Annotated in this window: 15 protein-coding genes; 7 read left to right on the forward strand and 8 right to left on the reverse strand. The window is 74.4% G+C overall.

What is annotated here, in order from left to right:
- On the reverse strand, window positions 1-1,359 hold the full coding sequence (locus D1781_RS02795; RefSeq protein ID WP_233550938.1) for a branched-chain amino acid ABC transporter permease: 1,359 nt from the start codon (window positions 1,357-1,359) through the stop codon (window positions 1-3).
- A gap of 250 nt (window positions 1,360-1,609) precedes the next feature.
- On the opposite strand from D1781_RS02795, the gene guaB reads away from it, so the two are divergent.
- The 5 genes from guaB to D1781_RS02820 all read left to right on the forward strand — a co-directional run bounded on the left by guaB (window position 1,610) and on the right by D1781_RS02820 (window position 7,522).
- Window positions 1,610-3,109, forward strand: a complete 1,500-nt coding sequence (guaB, locus tag D1781_RS02800) for an IMP dehydrogenase (RefSeq protein WP_119480741.1) — start codon at window positions 1,610-1,612, stop codon at window positions 3,107-3,109.
- A gap of 72 nt (window positions 3,110-3,181) precedes the next feature.
- Window positions 3,182-4,297 (forward strand): GuaB3 family IMP dehydrogenase-related protein, encoded by a 1,116-nt coding sequence (locus D1781_RS02805; protein WP_119480742.1) that lies wholly within the window; start codon window positions 3,182-3,184, stop codon window positions 4,295-4,297.
- Between the two features lie 273 nt (window positions 4,298-4,570).
- Window positions 4,571-6,229 carry a glycerol-3-phosphate dehydrogenase/oxidase gene (locus tag D1781_RS02810; protein WP_233551121.1) on the forward strand — a complete coding sequence of 553 codons (1,659 nt, stop codon included), beginning with the start codon at window positions 4,571-4,573 and terminating at the stop codon, window positions 6,227-6,229.
- A 1-nt stretch (window position 6,230) separates the two neighbouring features.
- The gene (locus tag D1781_RS02815) at window positions 6,231-7,046 is read left to right on the forward strand and encodes an SURF1 family cytochrome oxidase biogenesis protein (protein WP_158589973.1); all 816 of its coding nucleotides are present in this window, start codon (window positions 6,231-6,233) and stop codon (window positions 7,044-7,046) included.
- A gap of 23 nt (window positions 7,047-7,069) precedes the next feature.
- A complete protein-coding gene (locus D1781_RS02820; protein ID WP_158589974.1) occupies window positions 7,070-7,522 on the forward strand; it encodes a DUF3817 domain-containing protein in 453 nt (150 codons plus the stop codon).
- 4 nt (window positions 7,523-7,526) lie between these two features.
- Here the strand turns inward: D1781_RS02820 and D1781_RS02825 are convergent, their stop codons facing one another.
- From D1781_RS02825 to D1781_RS02845, 5 genes are read right to left on the reverse strand one after another with little or no spacing between them, the layout of a single operon-like run.
- Window positions 7,527-8,396, reverse strand: a complete 870-nt coding sequence (locus D1781_RS02825) for a PfkB family carbohydrate kinase (RefSeq protein WP_119480746.1) — start codon at window positions 8,394-8,396, stop codon at window positions 7,527-7,529.
- Complete coding sequence (locus tag D1781_RS02830; RefSeq protein WP_119480747.1) at window positions 8,393-9,379, reverse strand: ADP-ribosylglycohydrolase family protein; 987 nt, start codon at window positions 9,377-9,379, stop codon at window positions 8,393-8,395. The genes D1781_RS02825 and D1781_RS02830 overlap by 4 nt, the downstream gene beginning before the upstream one ends.
- On the reverse strand, window positions 9,376-9,930 hold the full coding sequence (locus tag D1781_RS02835) for a cysteine hydrolase family protein (RefSeq protein ID WP_119480748.1): 555 nt from the start codon (window positions 9,928-9,930) through the stop codon (window positions 9,376-9,378). Before D1781_RS02835 ends, D1781_RS02830 begins: the two co-directional genes overlap by 4 nt.
- Entirely contained in the window at window positions 9,927-11,405 is a 1,479-nt protein-coding gene (locus D1781_RS02840; RefSeq protein ID WP_119480749.1) for a purine-cytosine permease family protein, read from the reverse strand. Before D1781_RS02840 ends, D1781_RS02835 begins: the two co-directional genes overlap by 4 nt.
- Window positions 11,402-12,094 (reverse strand): NUDIX hydrolase, encoded by a 693-nt coding sequence (locus tag D1781_RS02845; RefSeq protein ID WP_119480750.1) that lies wholly within the window; start codon window positions 12,092-12,094, stop codon window positions 11,402-11,404. Before D1781_RS02845 ends, D1781_RS02840 begins: the two co-directional genes overlap by 4 nt.
- Before the next feature lie 110 nt (window positions 12,095-12,204).
- Between D1781_RS02845 and guaA the strand changes: the two genes are divergently transcribed.
- Complete coding sequence (gene guaA, locus D1781_RS02850) at window positions 12,205-13,830, forward strand: glutamine-hydrolyzing GMP synthase (RefSeq protein ID WP_119481700.1); 1,626 nt, start codon at window positions 12,205-12,207, stop codon at window positions 13,828-13,830.
- Between the two features lie 54 nt (window positions 13,831-13,884).
- Here guaA and D1781_RS02855 read toward each other — a convergent pair whose 3' ends face one another.
- Window positions 13,885-15,159 (reverse strand): GDSL-type esterase/lipase family protein, encoded by a 1,275-nt coding sequence (locus D1781_RS02855; RefSeq protein ID WP_119480751.1) that lies wholly within the window; start codon window positions 15,157-15,159, stop codon window positions 13,885-13,887.
- 176 nt (window positions 15,160-15,335) lie between these two features.
- Complete coding sequence (locus D1781_RS02860; protein WP_119480752.1) at window positions 15,336-16,091, reverse strand: Bax inhibitor-1/YccA family protein; 756 nt, start codon at window positions 16,089-16,091, stop codon at window positions 15,336-15,338.
- 131 nt (window positions 16,092-16,222) lie between these two features.
- On the opposite strand from D1781_RS02860, the gene D1781_RS02865 reads away from it, so the two are divergent.
- Entirely contained in the window at window positions 16,223-17,140 is a 918-nt protein-coding gene (locus tag D1781_RS02865; RefSeq protein WP_233550940.1) for a glycerophosphodiester phosphodiesterase family protein, read from the forward strand.
- Window positions 17,141-17,142: the final 2 nt, after the last annotated feature.

Below are 17,142 nucleotides of genomic sequence, written 5' to 3' on the forward strand. Positions count from 1 at the left end.
CTATCCGATCCGGGAGGCTTTGCCGAGGATGCCCTGCGGACGGACCAGCAGGATCGCGATGAGCACGACGAGGGCCGCGACGTACTTGAGGTTGTTCGGGATGAACACCGTCGAGACGTCCGTGATCACGCCGATGACGAGCGACCCGACGAGGGCGCCGAAGGCCGTGCCGAAGCCGCCCAGGGTCACCGCCGCGAAGATCAGCAGCAGGATGCTCGCGCCCGTGTCCCAGCGCAGCGACTGGTAGTAGCCGATCAGCACGCCGGCGAGGCCCGCGAGGGAGCCCGCGCCGACCCACACGGTGCGGATGACCCGCTCCACGTCGATGCCGGAGGCGGCGGCCAGCGAGCGGTTGTCGGAGACCGCGCGGGTCGCCTTGCCGATGCGGGTCCGCAGCAGGACGAACGCGACGAGCAGCAGCAGCACGATGCAGATGACGGCGCTGATGATGTCGGTCGAGCGGAGGCGGACCGGCCCGAGGATGAAGGCCGCCCGGTTGTCCGCCGGCAGCACCAGCTGGTCGGCGCCGAAGATGAACTGGAACAGGTAGCGCAGGGCCAGCGACAGGCCGATGCTGACGATCATCAGCGGCACGAGCGCCACGCCGCGGCGGCGCAGCGGCCGCCACAGCCCCAGGTCCTGCACGTACCCGAACACGCCGCCGAGCACGGTCGCCGCGATGATCGCGACGACGCCCGGCAGGCCGAGCACGGCCGAGAAGACGTAGCCCATGAGCGCGCCGAAGGTCACCAGCTCGCCGTGGGCGAAGTTGTTGAGGCCGGTCGTGCCGTAGATCAGCGAGACGCCGATCGAGGCGAGCGCGAGCAGCAGGCCGAAGATCAGGCCCGTCACGATGCGCGGCGCGATGAGGTCGAAGAGGCTCGCGCCGGAGTCCGCGCCCGAGCCGCCGCCGCCCGCGCCGGACGAGGCGCCGCCGCTCGCGCCGGGCGTCGGGGTGGCGCCCCCGCCGGGGGCCACGAGGATGTAGTAGGCGGGCACGCCCTGGTTGCCCGCCGACACCACGACCTGCCGCGGGTTCAGCCCCGTCGGCACGGTGCCGGCCCCCTCGGGCACGCTCGAGGCGTCGAGGTCGACCTTGTACGTGCCGGCCGCGGGCACCGGCACGAGGGCCTTCCCGTCGTCGCCGCTCGTGACGGTCTGGCTGAAGGAGCCCTGCGACACCGTCACCTTCACGCCGGGCACGTCGCTGCGGTCGGAGGCCTTCCGGATCCAGACCTGGATGGACTGGGCGGCGGACGAGCTCGGCGAGGGCGACGGGCTGCTCGCCGCGTTCGCGGGCGCGGCGCCCGCGAAGGCGAGGATCAGGGCGAACGCGGCGGTCGCGATCACCGTCAGCAACGCGGCCGGGCCGGATCGTCGGCGGGTCGTGTCGTGGCGCAAGTGGGAGGACCTCCGGGGCAGGGGACGGCGCATCGATGGGCCGCTGCGGACGGTGGGAAGGATCCCGACCGTATTGCCTCGGGTGTTACGTGCGTGTGTCCATCCTCCGTGCAGGGACCGATCGCAACCGGACCGTGACGTGGACGGCGCCGCCGCTCCTACCATTGAGGTCCGGGAATTCCCGGACGAACCACCGGTTGGGGGATGCATGGCTGACGACCCGTTCGGACTCCTCGGACTCACCTACGACGACGTGATGCTCCTGCCCGGGCACACCGACGTGATCCCGAGCGAGGCGGACACGTCGACGCGGCTGACGCGGAACATCCGGATCGCCTCGCCGCTCGTCTCCTCCGCCATGGACACGGTGACCGAGTCGCGGATGGCGATCGCGATGGCGCGGCAGGGCGGCCTCGGCGTGCTGCACCGCAACCTGTCGATCGAGGACCAGGCGAGCCAGGTCGACCAGGTCAAGCGCAGCGAGTCCGGGATGATCACGCACCCGGTGACGACGACGCCCGACGCGACCGTTGCGGACGTCGACCGGCTGTGCGGGCACTTCCGGGTCAGCGGCCTGCCGGTCGTCGACGCGGGCGGGAGGCTCGTCGGCATCGTCACGAACCGCGACATCCGCTTCGTCTCCCCGTTCGAGAAGGAGACGACCCGCGTCGCCGACGTGATGACGAAGCAGCCGCTCGTCACCGCGAAGGAGGGCGTCGACCCCGACGACGCGATCGGCCTGCTCGCGCAGCACCGGATCGAGAAGCTGCCGCTCGTCGACGACGACGGCCGGCTCACCGGCCTGATCACGGTCAAGGACTTCGAGAAGAGCGAGCGCTACCCGAACGCGACGAAGGACGAGGCGGGCCGCCTCCGCGTCGCCGCCGCCATCGGCTTCTTCGGCGACGCCTGGGACCGCGCGATGACGCTCATCGACGCGGGCGTCGACATCCTCGTCGTGGACACGGCGAACGGCGACAGCGCCGGCGTGCTCGACATCATCCGCCGCCTCAAGTCGGACCCGCGGGCCGCGGGCGTCGACGTCATCGGCGGCAACGTCGCGACGCGGAGCGGCGCGCAGGCGCTGATCGACGCGGGCGTCGACGCGGTGAAGGTCGGCGTCGGGCCGGGCTCCATCTGCACGACCCGCGTGGTCGCGGGCGTCGGCGTGCCCCAGGTCACGGCGGTCTACGAGGCCTCGCTCGCGGCGCGGGAGGCGGGCGTGCCGGTCATCGCGGACGGCGGCCTGCAGTACTCGGGCGACATCGCGAAGGCGCTCGTCGCCGGCGCGGAGTCCGTGATGCTCGGCTCGCTGCTCGCCGGCACCGACGAGAGCCCCGGCGACCTGATCTACGTGAACGGCAAGCAGTTCAAGACGTACCGCGGCATGGGCTCGCTCGGTGCGCTGCAGACCCGCGGCAAGAAGACGTCCTACTCGCGCGACCGCTACTTCCAGGCGGACGTGCCCTCCGACGAGCAGCTGATCGCCGAGGGCATCGAGGGCCAGGTGCCCTACCGCGGTCCGGTCGGCAGCGTGGTCTACCAGCTGCTCGGCGGGCTGCGGCAGTCGATGTTCTACGTCGGCGGCCGCACGATCCCGGAGCTGAAGGAGCGCGGCCGCTTCGTCCGCATCACCGCGGCGGGGCTGAAGGAGTCGCACCCGCACGACGTGCAGATGGTCGTCGAGGCCCCGAACTACCGCCGCTGAGCCCTCCGCCGCCCGACCCTCCCGCGCTCGCGGGAGGGTCGGGCGGCGTCGATAGGGTTGCCGACCGTGAGCATGGACTTCGAGATCGGTCGCGCGAAGCGGGCGCGACGCGTCTATGCCTTCGACGACATCGCGGTCGTCCCGTCCCGCCGGACCCGCAACCCGGAGGACGTGTCGACCACGTGGTCGATCGACGCCTTCCAGTTCCGGGTGCCCTTCCTAGCCGCCCCGATGGACTCGGTGACCTCGCCGGCGACGGCGATCGCCTTCGGCCGGCTCGGCGGCCTCGGCGTGCTCGGCCTCGAGGGGCTCTGGACCCGCTACGAGGACCCTGAGCCGCTGCTCGCCGAGATCCGCGAGCTGCCGGAGGAGCGCGCGACCGCGCGCATGCAGGAGATCTACCGGGCGCCGATCCGCGCGGACCTCATCACCGCCAGGATCGCCGAGATCCGCGCCTCCGGGGTGCCCGTCGCCGCGGCCCTCTCGCCGCAGCGCACCCAGGAGTTCTCGAAGACGGTGATCGACGCCGGCGTCGACCTGTTCGTCATCCGCGGCACCACCGTCTCGGCGGAGCACGTGTCGAGGTCGACCGAGCCCCTCGACCTGCGCCGCTTCATCTACGAGCTCGACGTGCCGGTGATCGTCGGGGGCGCGGCGACCTACACGGCCGCGCTGCACCTCATGCGCACCGGTGCCGCCGGCGTCCTCGTCGGCTTCGGCGGCGGCGCGGCCACCACGACCCGCATGTCGCTCGGCATCCACGCGCCGATGGCGACGGCGGTCGCGGACGTCGCGGGCGCCCGGCGCGACTACCTGGACGAGTCCGGCGGCCGCTACGTGCACGTCATCGCGGACGGCGGCCTCGGCAACTCCGGCGACATCGTGAAGGCCATCGCGGTCGGCGCGGACGCCGTGATGCTCGGCACGACGCTCGCGCGCTCGGAGGAGGCGCCCGGCGGCGGCTGGCACTGGGGGCTCGAGGCGCACCACGACCAGCTGCCGCGCGGCCGGCGGGTGTGGGTCGGGCAGGCGGCGCCGCTCGAGGAGCTGCTCTACGGCCCCGCGCACCGCCCCGACGGCACGGTGAACATCGCGGGCGCGCTGCGCCGCTCGATGGCGACGACGGGCTACTCGGACATCAAGGAGTTCCAGCGCGTCGAGGTCGTCGTCGCGCCCTACGCCTCCTGAGCCCCTTCCGCCCGTGAACATTCGTGCAGTTCCGGGCCGCACGGATCACCGTCCGAGGCCGCGGCGGTAGCGTTCCCGGCCGAGTGCCGGCGCAGGGCGCTGCCCGGCGGCTCGACCGTCGACCCGATGACGGATCGACGGCGACGGACGCGCGAGGAGGCATGCGGCATGGCCACGAAGAACCCGGTCCGGACCGACGAGCAGGTGGCGCCCGCGGGCCCGAGCGGCTCCGGCGGGCTGGGGCCGGCGCAGCGCCGGGCCGCGATCGCGGCCATGCGGGACCACGAGCTCGACGTCCTCGTCGTGGGCGGCGGCATCGTCGGCACGGGGTCCGCGCTCGACGCGGTCACGCGCGGCCTCTCCGTCGGGCTCGTCGAGGCGCGCGACTGGTCCGCGGGCACCTCGAGCCGGTCGTCGAAGCTCGTGCACGGCGGCATCCGCTACCTCGAGCAGCTGAACTTCGCGCTCGTCCGCGAGGCGCTGATCGAGCGGGGCCTGCTGCTGCAGCGCATCGCGCCGCACCTCGTCAAGCCCGTCAAGTTCCTCTTCCCGCTGACGCACCGCGTCTGGGAGCGCTTCTACATCGGCGCGGGCATGGCGATGTACGACGCGTTCAGCTGGACGGGCGGCCGCCCGCCGGGCGTCCCGCACCACCGGCACCTGTCGCGCCGGCAGCTCTACAAGGCCATCCCCTCGCTCAAGAAGGGCGCGATGGTCGGCGGCATGACCTACTTCGACGCGCAGGTCGACGACGCGCGGTACGGCGCCTCCGTCGCGCGGACCGCGGCGTACTACGGGGCGCACGTGGCGACGCGCGTCCGCGTCGAGGGCTTCATCAAGGTGGGGGAGCGGGTCGTCGGCGTCGACGCCCAGGACCTCGAGACCGGCGAGCGCTTCCAGATCCGCGCCAAGCAGGTCGTGAACGCGACCGGCGTCTGGACCGACGACACGCAGGCGCTCGTCGGCGAGCGCGGCCAGGTGCACGTCCGCGCGTCGAAGGGCGTCCACCTCGTGGTGCCCCGCGACCGCATCCGCTCGACGATGGGCATGATCCTCCGCACGGAGAAGAGCGTCCTGTTCGTGATCCCGTGGGGCCGGCACTGGCTCGTCGGCACCACCGACACGGACTGGAACCTCGACAAGGCCCACCCCGCCGCGACGGCGAAGGACATCGACTACATCCTCGACCACGTGAACCAGGTCCTCGCGGTCCCGCTGACCCGCGAGGACGTGGAGGGCGTGTACGCGGGCCTGCGGCCGCTGCTCGCCGGGGAGAGCGAGGAGACCAGCCAGCTCTCCCGCGAGCACTACGTCGCGCACGTCGTGCCGGGCCTCGTCGTCATCGCCGGCGGCAAGTGGACGACCTACCGCGTGATGGCGAAGGACGCGATCGACGAGGCCGCCTCCGCGCTCGACGAGCGCGTGCCGAAGTCGGTGACGGAGGACATCGCGCTGGTCGGCGCCGAGGGCTACCAGGCCGCCTGGAACCAGCGCTCCCGCCTCGCGGCGCGCGCCGGGCTGCACGCCGCCCGCATCGAGCACCTGCTGAACCGCTACGGCGTGCTCGCGGAGGAGGTGCTCGCCCTCGTGGCCGAGCGTCCCGAGCTGGGCGCGCCCGTGCCGGGCGCCGACGACTACCTCCAGGCCGAGCTCGTCTACGCGGCCTCCCACGAGGGCGCGCTGCACCTCGACGACGTGCTCGCCCGCCGCACCCGCATCTCGATCGAGGCGTGGGACCGGGGCGTGTCCGCGGCGCCGGTCGCGGCGCAGCTGATGGGCGAGGTGCTCGGCTGGGACGACGAGCACCGCCAGCGCGAGGTGGACGTCTACCTCGAGCGCGTGCGCGCCGAGCGGGAGAGCCAGACCATGCCCGACGACGAGTCGGCGGACCGCGTGCGCCTCGAGGCGCCGGAGATCGTGCAGGCTGTCTGACGTGACGTCGCCCGCAGCCCCCGGCAGGAGTCTGCGGGCGGCCTTCGTCGCGCCCCGGTCGCTCGGGCTGCTGGTGCTCGCCCTCGTGCTCGCGGGCGCGTTCGCCGCACTCGGGCAGTGGCAGATCTCGCGGGCGATCCAGCAGGGCACCGTCGTCGACCGGCCGACCGAGCGGATCGTCGCGCTCACGAGCGTCGCGGAGCCGGCGCGGCAGCAGACGGACGCCTCGGTCGGGCAGCGCGTGTCGACGCGGGGACGGCTCGTGCCGCAGGACACGGTGGTCGCGGGCGACCGGCTGAACCACGGGCAGCGCGGCTGGTGGGTCGTCGCGCACGCGATCGTCGACGACCCGGAGGGCGCGCAGCTCGCGGTCGCCCTGGGCTGGGCGCCGACGGAGCAGGCCGCGCAGGCCGTCGCCGACCGCGTGAAGGCCGGGCCGGCGACGGGCGGGGCGCTCGTGGGCCGGTACGTCGACAGCGACGGCGCGCAGCCCTCGACGTCCGGGCCGCCGAGCCGGCTCGACGCGGTCTCGACCGCGCGGCTCGTGAACCTCTGGACCGAGGGCGCGGGCGCGCCGACCTACGAGGGCGTGCTCACCCTCGAGCAGGCGCCCGCCGGGCTCGACGACATCTACTCGCCCAAGCCCGGCGACGAGGTGCAGCTGAACCTGCTGAACCTCCTCTACGCCGTCGAGTGGGCGATCTTCGCGGTCGCCGCCTTCTACGTCTGGTACCGCCTCGTGCGGGACCGGTGGGAGCAGGAGCAGGTCGCCGAGGTCGTGGCGGAGGAGGACGCGCCCGTTCACGACACCGTGTAGAAGAACGCCTACCATCGGTGTCCGTGCCCTGGAGCCCACTCCGCGTCCCGCCGACGCGCGACTTCCCGACGATCCGGCGGAGCCTGCTGTTCTACAAGGTGTTCGCCTACGCGACGGGCACCTTCCTGCTGCTCGTCTGCCTCGAGGTCGTGCTGCGCTACGTCTTCGGCTCCGAGGTGGTCGTCGGCAGCGCCCTGGGGCCCGTCGCGCTCGCCGCGCAGGACCAGGTCCGCGCCGTCGGCGGCTTCAACCTCAGCCTCGCGGTGCTGATCACGCACGGCTACCTCTTCATCGCCTACCTCATCAGCGACTTCGTGCTCGTGACCGTGATGCGCTACCCGATCACCCGGTTCCTGATCATCGGGGCCGGCGGCGTCGTGCCCCTGCTCTCGTTCATCATGGAGGCGCGGGTGAAGCGCGAGGTGCGCGGCTACCTGGCCACCCGCGAGGAGCGGGCCGTCCCCGCCTCGGCCTGAGGCGTCAGCGTCGGGCGCGCGCGACGAACGCGCTCGCCGCGGCCGTCGCGACGCGGGCCGACTCCTGCGGGTCCGCACCGCGGAGCAGGGCGGCGGCGAACGCGCCCACGTGGGTGTCGCCGGCGCCGTTCGTGTCGACCGCGACGACCCGCGGCGCGGGCAGCGGCACCGGGTCGGCGCCGCGGACCGCGAGCACGCAGCCCTCGGCACCGCGGCGCACCACGGCGCCCCGGCGCACCGTCGCGGCGAGCAGCCGCGCGGCGGCCCGCTCGTCGCCGAGCCCGGTCGCGGCGCGCGCCTCAGCGGCGTTCCCGCTCCACCAGTCGACGCGCCGCAGCAGCGCGCCCAGGACCGCCGGGTCCGCGTCGGCCCCGAACGGGCCGGGATCGAGCAGCACCGTCGGCCCGGCGGGCAGGGCGAGGACGAAGTCGGCGAGGCCGCGACCGCGTGCGGGGGCGACCAGGCCGTAGCCGTGCACGTGGACGACGTCGTCCTCGGCGACCGGCAGCGCCTCCAGGCGGGGCTCGGCGGACTCCGCGCCGGGCACCGTGACGAACGTGCGCTCGCCGTCCGGCTCGAGCGCCGTGAGCGCGAACCCGGTGTCGAGGTCGGGGACCGCGGGGAGGGGAGCCGGCGCACCGAGACGCTCGAGCGCCGCCCGGACGAGGTCGCCGAGCGGTCCGGTGCCGACGCGGCCGGCGAACACGACCTCGGCGCCCGCCTCCCGCGCCGCCGCCAGCGCCCGGAAACCGCCGCCGCCGACCTCGAGGCCGCCATCGGTGGCGAGGACGTCGTCGCCGCGCTCGGGCAGCCGCGGCACCGCTGCGACGACGTCGACGAGCGCGTTGCCGGTGGTGACGAACCTGCCGGTCATCGCAGGGCCAGGAGCGCGTCGACGCGCTCGTCGAGCCGCAGGTCGTTCACGGCGCGCACGGTCGCGACGGCGTCCGTCGGGAAGGCGTCGACGCCGTGGATCGCGCCCGCCATCGCCCCGGTCATCGCGGCGATGGTGTCGGTGTCGCCCCCGAGCGACGCGGCGGCGCAGCACGCCGCCCACGGGTCGTCGGGATGGAGGAGCAGCATCGCGAACGCGGCGGGCACGGACTCCTGCGTCGCGAGGCTCGTGCCGATCAGCCGCACGACCCGGTCGACCGCGGTCGGCACGTCGCGACGGCCGGCGAGCTCGACGGACCAGCTGATGCGCGCGGCGACCTCGGCGCCCGCCACCCAGCGCCCGCGTCGCGCGCCGGCCCGCGCAGCGGCGATGCCGAGCGCGGCCGCGACCGGCAGGTCCCGTCCCTCGACCCCCGCGCTGACGACCGCGGCGACCGCGGCGGCTCCGGCGATCGCGACGGAGGTGTGGTGGCTCACGAGGCAGGCGGCCTCGACGGCGTCGACGAGCGCCTCCACGTCGTCGATCCGCGTCGCGATCCCGACCGGCGCGATCCGCATCGCCGCGCCGTTGGTCGTGCCGTTCGCGCCGGCGAGCTCCGGCGCGACGCCCTCGCGCACGGCCTGGATCGCCGAGCGCGTGGACGGTCCGAGCAGGTCCAGGGATCCGCGGGCTCGGGCGTCCTGCTCCCAGCGGTCGAGGTCGTCCGCGAGGCGCTGCGGGTCCACGCGCCCGCCGCCGTCGACGAGCGCGTCGGCCAGCAGCAGCGCCTGCTCCGTGTCGTCCGTGACGCGGCCCGCCGGGAGCCCGTGCGCGAGCGGATGGTCCGGCGCGGCGGCGCGGAACCCGGTCACGCCGCCCGCGGCGGCGATCGCCTCGCGCGGCAGCGTCTGCGTCGGCATGCCGAGCGCGTCGCCGATCGCCAGCCCGGTCAGGGCGCCCAGCGCTCGGTCCCTCCGGGTCATGCGGCCATTGTGGCGAGGACCTCGTCGACGCTGCTGATGGTGATGAGCGGGCCGTACAGCGCCATCGCGTCGAGCGCGCGCCGGTGGTCCGCCGGCGACAGCCCGGCGCACGCGTCCTCCGGCACCACGACGAAGCGGCCCGCGTCCGCGGCGGCGAGCGCCGTGGACAGCACGCAGCAGTCGGTGGAGACGCCGGTCAGGACGAGCCGATCGCTGCCGTCCGTCGCCGCCGCGAGGGCGTCGCCCCACTTCCCGAACGTCGTCGCGGTCACGATCGGCGTGTCCGTGCCCGCGAACTCGGGCGTCAGGTCCCAGATCGGGTCGTCGGCCGGCCGCAGCTGGTCCGGCCAGTCGCGGTAGTAGGGGAGCCAGGCGCCCTCCGGCCGCTCAGGCGCGACGAAGCGGGTGAGGACGGTCCGGCCGGCGAACGCCGGCAGGAGCCGCTGCACGCCCGCCGACGCGGCCGCGTACCCGGGCGTGGCCCAGGCGCTCGCCGCGTCGGCGAAGACGTGCTGCATGTCGACGACGACGAGGTGCGCGTCCTCCGTCATCGGGTGCGCTCGAGCGGCAGCGACTCCTGGTGCCGGACGGCGCCCCGCGTCGCGAGGAGGGTGCCCACGAAGCCGAGGAGCAGCGCGAGGAGGACCCCGAGGTTCGCGTAGGCCCAGGCGCCGTCGCGGCCGCCGAGCGGCGCGAGCAGGTAGCCCTGCCAGGTGAAGCCCGGCGTCCCGTTGACGACGAGGCCCCACCCGATCGCAGTCCCGAGCACGACGAGCAGCACGGCGGAGAGGCGCACCGAGCCGTACCGGCCGCGCGGGTCGAGCAGCTCCGCGTCGGCGTACGGGCGGCGGCGCAGGACGACGTCGCCGATGAAGACGCCGCACCAGGCCGCGATCGGCACGCCCAGGGTGATCAGGAACGCCTGGAACGGCCCGACGAAGTCGGGGGCGAAGAACGCGACGTAGATCGTGCCGGCGACCACGAGCACGCCGTCGATGCCGGCCGCGACGAAGCGGGGGACGCGGACGCCGGCCGACAGCAGGGCGAGACCGCTCGAGTAGATGTTGAGCACGCTGCCGCCCACGAGGCCGAGGATCGCCACGACCGCGAACGGCACGAGGAACCAGGTCGGCAGCAGGGTGGTGAGCGCGCCGATCGGGTCGGCGCCGATCGCGTCCGAGAGCCGCTTCGACGAGCCCGCGAGCAGCAGGCCGAGGACGACCAGGATCACCGGCGCGACGGCGCCGCCGAAGGTGGTCCAGCCGAAGACGCCGGCGCCCCGGGTCGACCGGGGCAGGTAGCGGGAGTAGTCGGCGGCCGCGTTCACCCAGCCGAGCCCGAAGCCCGTCATCACGAACACGAGCGCGCCGATCAGCGCGGTCGCGTCGCCGGAGGGGAGGCCGCCGACGGCGCCGAGGTCGATCGAGCCCGCGGTGAGCGCGATGTAGACGACGGTGAGCACGCCGGTGACGATCGTGATCCACTTCTGCATCCGCATGATCGCGTCGAAGCCGAGGATGCCGCCGCCGACCGTGAGCGCGGCCACGACGACGAGCGCGACGATCTTCGTCAGCGGGCCGAGGTCGAGCCCCAGCTCGGTGAACACGGTCGACGTGGCGAGCACCGCGAGCGAGGTGAGCGCCGTCTCCCAGCCGACGAGCAGGATCCAGGAGATGAGGGCGGCGAGCCGGTTGCCGTTCACGCCGAACGCCGCGCGGCTCAGCAGCATGGTCGGCGCCGACCCGCGGCGGCCGGCGAGCGCGACGACGCCGCACAGGGCGAACGAGACCGCGATGCCGATCACGGCCACCACCGTGGCCTGCACGAACGAGATCCCGAACCCGAGGATGAAGGAGCCGTAGCTGAGGCCGAGGACGGACACGTTCGCGCCGAACCAGGGCCAGAAGAGGTCGCGGGCGCGCCCCTTGCGCTCGGACTCGGCGATGACGTTGAGGCCGTTGGCCTCGATGCCCGCCGGCGCGGGCGGCGCGGCGGTCGGCTGGATGCCGGGATCGACGGCGGTCATGTGAGCAGTTCCTCTCGGGCGGTGGATCGGTAGAGCGCGGGCGGGCGGTGGCGCACGCCGGCCTGGTGGGCGCCGGTCGGCGCCACGGTGCCGGTCGCCTCGACGCGGCGCCGGAAGTTCGCGGGGTCGAGGCGCCGCCCGAGGATCGCCTCGTGCACCTCCCGCAGCTGGCCGAGGGTGAACTCCTCCGGCAGCAGGGCGTGGGACAGGTGCGTGTACTCGAGCTTGTTCTTCAGCCGCCGGACCGCCCAGCCCACGATCTCCTCGTGGTCGAAGGCGAGCGGCGGCAGGTCCTCCGCCGGGAACCACGCGACGTGCTCGTCGTCGACCGTGGTCGCGGCGACCTCGGTGCGCACGAGCGCCCAGTAGACGACCGAGACGACGCGGGGCTCCTCGGGCGTCGCGGGGACGCCGCGCTCCACGGCGCCGAACGTGTAGAGCTGCTCGAGGTGGGTGGGGCGCAGGCCGGTCGTGCCGGCCAGGTTGCGCCGCGCGGCCTCCCGCAGCGACTCGTCCGCGTGCAGGGGGCCGCCGGGCAGGGCCCAGCGGCCGAGGTGCGGCTCGCGCACGCGCTGGACGAGCGGGAGGTGCACCGCGAGGCCGCCCAGGGCGTCGTCGCGGGGCTCCGCCGGCGGCTGGAGCCCGAAGATCACGGTGGAGACGGCGACGGTCACGGGCTGCTCGGCCATGCTCGCCTCCGGTAATGGTCGGACCGACCCGAAGTGAGTCGGCGCGAGCGTAGCACTGAAGGTGCCCGTGACCATTACTCGGATTCCGTAGGCTCGGGGAGGTGACGACGATCGAGCCGGACGCCTCCGCACCGACCGGGCCCGACGGGGCTCCCGAGCCGCCGGCGGGGGAGGCGCATCCCGTCCTCGTCGTCGACTTCGGCGCGCAGTACGCCCAGCTGATCGCGCGGCGCGTGCGCGAGGCCGGCGTCTACTCCGAGATCGTCCCGCACGCCGTCACGGCGGAGGAGATCGCGGCGCGGCGGCCGGCGGGCATCGTGCTCTCGGGCGGGCCGTCCAGCGTCTACGAGGACGGCGCCCCGGCGCTCGACCCGGGCATCCTCGAGCTCGGGGTGCCGGTGCTCGGCATCTGCTACGGCTTCCAGGTCATGGCCCAGCAGCTGGGCGGCACCGTCGCCCACACCGGACGTCGCGAGTACGGCTCGACCGCGGTGCGGCTCGCGGACGCGCAGGACGCCCCGCTCGTCGCGGGGCAGCCCGCGGAGCAGGTCGTCTGGATGTCCCACGGCGACTCCGTCTCCGCGGCGCCGGACGGGTTCCAGGTGCTCGCCAGCAGCGAGTCGACCCCCGTCGCGGCGTTCGCGAACGACGAGCGGCGCATGTACGGCGTCCAGTGGCACCCCGAGGTGAAGCACTCGGTGCACGGCCAGGAGGTCATCGAGCGCTTCCTCCACGACGCCGCCGGCATCGGGGCGGACTGGAACCCCGGCAACGTGATCGCCGAGCAGGTCGAGCGGATCCGCGCGCAGGTCGGCGACGCCCGCGTCATCTGCGGCCTCTCCGGCGGCGTCGACTCGGCGGTCGCCGCGGCGCTCGTGCAGCGCGCGGTGGGGGACCGGCTGACGTGCGTCTTCGTCGACCACGGCCTCCTCCGGGAGGGCGAGGCGGAGCAGGTCGAGCGCGACTACGTCGCCGCCACCGGCGTGAACCTCGTCGTCGTCGACGCCGCGGACACCTTCCTCTCGGCGCTCGAGGGCGTGTCCGACCCGGAGACGAAGCGGAAGATCATCGGCCGCGAGTTCATCCGCGCGTTCGAGCGGGCCGCCTCCGACGTCGTCGCGCAGGCCCAGGAGGAGGGCGGGAAGGTCGGCTTCCTCGTGCAGGGCACGCTCTACCCGGACGTCGTGGAGTCCGGCGGCGGCAGCGGCACCGCGAACATCAAGAGCCACCACAACGTCGGCGGCCTGCCCGAGGACCTCGAGTTCGCGCTCGTCGAGCCGCTGCGGACCCTGTTCAAGGACGAGGTGCGGGCGATCGGCCGCGAGCTCGGCCTGCCCGAGGTGATCGTCGGCCGGCAGCCCTTCCCGGGTCCCGGCCTCGGCATCCGCATCGTCGGGTCGATCACGCGCGACCGGCTCGCGACCCTGCGCCGAGCCGATGCGATCGTGCGGGAGGAGCTCTCCGCGGCCGGCTGGGACGACGAGATCTGGCAGTGCCCGGTCGTGCTGCTCGCGGACGTGCGCAGCGTCGGGGTGCAGGGCGACGGCCGCACCTACGGGCACCCGATCGTGCTCCGGCCCGTGTCGAGCGAGGACGCGATGACCGCCGACTGGACCCGGCTGCCCTACGACCTGCTGGCGAAGGTGTCGAACCGCATCACGAACGAGGTCGCCGAGGTGAACCGCGTCGTGCTCGACGTCACCTCGAAGCCGCCGGGCACCATCGAGTGGGAGTGATGTGCACGGATGAGGGGACCTGCTCCGCAGGTCCCCTCATCCGTGCACAGCGGCTCAGTGGGCGAGACGGGCCGTCCGCACCGCCGCGGCCTGCTGCTCGGCCGTGCCGTCGAGGTCCCGGTCGGGCTCGCGCTCGTGGCCGCCCGTGCGGCCCGCCTCCGCCCAGAGCTCGGCCTCGATGCGCGCCGCGACCTCGGCGAGCGCGACGCGGTCGACCGTGAGCGGATCGCGGACCTCCGTGTCGAGCAGGCAGAGCGCGCCGATCCGATAGCCGTCCGGCGACTCGAGCGGGTGGCCGGCGTAGAAGCGCCAGCCGTCGCGCGTGATCGGCTCGCCGCGCAGGTCGCCGAGGACCAGGGCGCCGCGCTGGCGGATCGTGCGGTCGCACGGCGCGACCGACCGGGGGAGGTCGTGCGACGGCATGCCGACCGCGGCCTTGAACACGACCCGGTCGCCGTCGACCAGCGTGACCGCGGCGCCGGTGATGCCGAACAGCTCGCGGGCCGTGCGCAGCAGGCGTTCGAGCCGAGGGCTGCCGGCCGTGCGGACGAGCCCGGTGCGGTCGAGGGCCTCCTGCCGCAGGTCCTCCGCGTCCGGCCGGGCACGGAGCGCGCGGGCGCCGGCCTCCTCCGACCGCGCGGCGACCCGGTCGAGCTCGCGCGCGAGCCGCGGGGCCACGAGCCCGGCGAGCTCGTCGTAGTCGCCCGGCGCGAGCGGCGCTCGCAGCAGGGCGGCCGTCTCTCCGAGGTGCACCACGCCGGTGCGGCGGGCGCAGACGTCCTCCGCGATCCGGTCGAGCCGTGCCGCATGGCCGTCCACCATGCCGCCGGTGCGGCCCCGCGCGGAGGTCGGCCGCTGCAGGGGGCGGATCGGCAGGACGGCGAGCACGGTCGACGGCGTCGCGGCGGCGCGGAGGGCGTCGAGGAGCTGGCCGAGGTCCGCGCGCCACCGCTGCTCGGGCTCGAGGTTGTAGGCGTCGCTCGACCCGATGCAGACGAGGATCGCGTCGTACAGGCCCATGCGCGCCTCGTCGAGCAGCCGCGGCGCGGTGCCCGCGGTCGTCCCGCGACGGGAGACGACGTCGACGACGGCGCCGCGGCCGGTGGCGTCCGCGAGCCGCCGGGCGAGGCGTCCGGGCAGGGCGAGCTCCTGCGTCAGCACCCCGAACCCGATGGCGGGGCCGTTGCCGAGCACGAGCACCCGGTCCGGGTCGGGGCCGGCGGCGGTCTGCCGGGCGGCGTCGGCGGGGTGCGGCACGAGGTCGAGCTCCTCGCGCACGCGTCGTCCCCAGCGGGCGGCGAACGGGGCGATCAGATCGGTCGCGTGCATCGTCGGCCCTCCTCTGGCGTGCTCGGCGACGTCACGGTACGTGAGCGGTCCCCCGCCGGGCCCTCCCGGCGGCCGGACACGCCGGTGTGCACGGGCGCGACGCCCTCCCGTGCGCTCCCCGCACGAAGAAGGGCGCCCGGACCAGCGGTCCGGGCGCCCTCCGTGGGGCCCGTCGGTCAGTTGCGGAAGATCGCGATCAGCCGCAGGAACTCGAAGTAGAGCCAGACGACGGTCACCATGATCCCGAAGGCGCCGGTCCAGCCGTACCGGGCGGGGATGCCGCGGCGGACGCCCTGCTGGATCTGGTCGAAGTCGAGCACCAGCGAGTACGCGGCCATGACGACGACCAGCAGGCCGATCGCGATGCCGAGCACGCCGCTCTGCAGGCCGAAGGGGCCGTCGACGACGCCGGTGAGGCCGAGGACCGTGTTGACCAGCTGGAAGACCAGGTAGGCGACCATCGCGATCAGGAAGATCTTCGTCGCCCGGGCGGAGGCGCGGATCCGGCCGCTCGCGAACAGGGCCAGCGTGACGCCGACGGTCACGAGGGTCGCGAGAACGGCCTGCGGCACGATGCCGCCCCACTGCGCGTTGAAGAACGCCGAGATGCCGCCGACGAAGAGGCCCTCGGCCGCGGCGTAGAGCACGATCAGCGGCACCGACGGCTCGCGCTTGAAGGTGTTCACCAGCGCGAGGACGAAGCCGGCGATCGCGCCGACGATCGCGAGGGCGGGCACGAACCAGCCGACCGCCGAGGTGGCGAGCAGCACGGCGAAGAGGATCACGGTCTTCACCGCGGTGTCCTCGTAGGTCATGCGGCCGGTGTCCGCGGGGGACGCCGCCGGGCGCTCGTACAGCTCCTCCAGCTGCGAGGCGCTCACGGTGCTGCCGTTCTTGAACGCGGGGTTGTTGGAGAGGGCGGGGTTCGCCATGGTTCCTGTTCCTGTCCGGGACCGACGCGGTGCGCGCCGGAGAGTCGAGTGTAGGAACGGCGGCCGTGCCGCGGGGCGGCTCGCGCTATGGGCTTCCTATGGAACGGGCGGCCGTGTCGTAGCCTCCCGGTGTGCCCGCCCCGCTGATCATCGCGCACCGCGGTGCGAGCGGTCACCGCCCGGAGCTGACGCGGTCCGCGCTGCTGCTCGCCGTCGAGCAGGGCGCCGACGCGGTCGAGGTCGACGTCGTGGCGAGCGCGGACGGGGTCCTCGTCGTCCGCCACGACCCCGAGCTGAGCGAGACGACGGACGTCGAGGAGCACGCCGAGCTGCGCCCGTTGCGGCGGGCGAAGGTCGTGCGCGGCCGGCCGCGGGTGGGCTGGTTCGCGGAGGACCTCCGGCTCGAGCAGCTGCAGGCGCTCGGAGCGCGCGAGCGGCTGCCGCGACTGCGACCGGAGAGCGCCGCGCACGACGGCGAGCCGCTGCTCGCGCTCGCGGACGCGATGGACCTGCTCGCCGGCACCGGGGTCCGGCTCGTGGTCGAGCTCAAGCACGTCGAGCGGTCCGCGCGGCTCGGGCTCCCGGTCGACGAGATCCTGCTCGACCTCCTCGCGGGGACGGCCCGCCGGCCCGAGCTCGCGATCGAGAGCTTCGAGCACCACGTGCTCGACCGGCTGGCCGAGCGCGGCGTCGGATGCCCGCTCGTCGCTCTGATCGGCCACTCCCCGGTCGCCGACCTGCGCACGGTCCGCGACCCCGCGCCCTTCGCCCGGTACGACGGCGTCAGCCTGCGGGCCGGCCTGGTGCGCCCCGCCGTGGTCGACGGCTACCGCGGCCTCGGCCTCGACGTCTGGACCTGGACGCTGCGTCCCGAGAACCGCTTCCTGCCGCCGCGCTTCCGCACCCCGACCGGCCGTCGGGGGCGCTACGGCGCGTACTGGCGGCGGCTCGTCGCGGCCGGCGTGACCGGGGTCTTCGCCGACCACCCCGACCTGGCGCTCGAGGAGCTCGGGCGCCCCGCCGATGTCGGGGTACCGGCCTACCCTTGACG

Origin of the sequence: Amnibacterium setariae (genome assembly GCF_003581425.1) — a bacterium.
Classification (GTDB): domain Bacteria; phylum Actinomycetota; class Actinomycetes; order Actinomycetales; family Microbacteriaceae; genus Amnibacterium; species Amnibacterium setariae.

Bases quoted from the DNA above. Each gene is read 5' to 3' on its own strand.
- D1781_RS02835 (WP_119480748.1), bottom strand. From the start codon at position 9,930: ATGACGGAGGACGCGCACCTCGTCGTCGTCGACATGCAGCACGTCTTC.
- D1781_RS02830 (WP_119480747.1), bottom strand. From the start codon at position 9,379: ATGACCCGGAGGGACCGAGCGCTGGGCGCCCTGACCGGGCTGGCGATC.
- D1781_RS02855 (WP_119480751.1), bottom strand. From the start codon at position 15,159: ATGCACGCGACCGATCTGATCGCCCCGTTCGCCGCCCGCTGGGGACGA.
- guaB (WP_119480741.1), top strand. From the start codon at position 1,610: ATGGCTGACGACCCGTTCGGACTCCTCGGACTCACCTACGACGACGTG.
- D1781_RS02810 (WP_233551121.1), top strand. From the start codon at position 4,571: ATGCGGGACCACGAGCTCGACGTCCTCGTCGTGGGCGGCGGCATCGTC.
- D1781_RS02860 (WP_119480752.1), bottom strand. From the start codon at position 16,091: ATGGCGAACCCCGCCCTCTCCAACAACCCCGCGTTCAAGAACGGCAGC.
- D1781_RS02805 (WP_119480742.1), top strand. From the start codon at position 3,182: ATGGACTTCGAGATCGGTCGCGCGAAGCGGGCGCGACGCGTCTATGCC.
- D1781_RS02840 (WP_119480749.1), bottom strand. From the start codon at position 11,405: ATGACCGCCGTCGATCCCGGCATCCAGCCGACCGCCGCGCCGCCCGCG.
- D1781_RS02845 (WP_119480750.1), bottom strand. From the start codon at position 12,094: ATGGCCGAGCAGCCCGTGACCGTCGCCGTCTCCACCGTGATCTTCGGG.
- D1781_RS02825 (WP_119480746.1), bottom strand. From the start codon at position 8,396: ATGACCGGCAGGTTCGTCACCACCGGCAACGCGCTCGTCGACGTCGTC.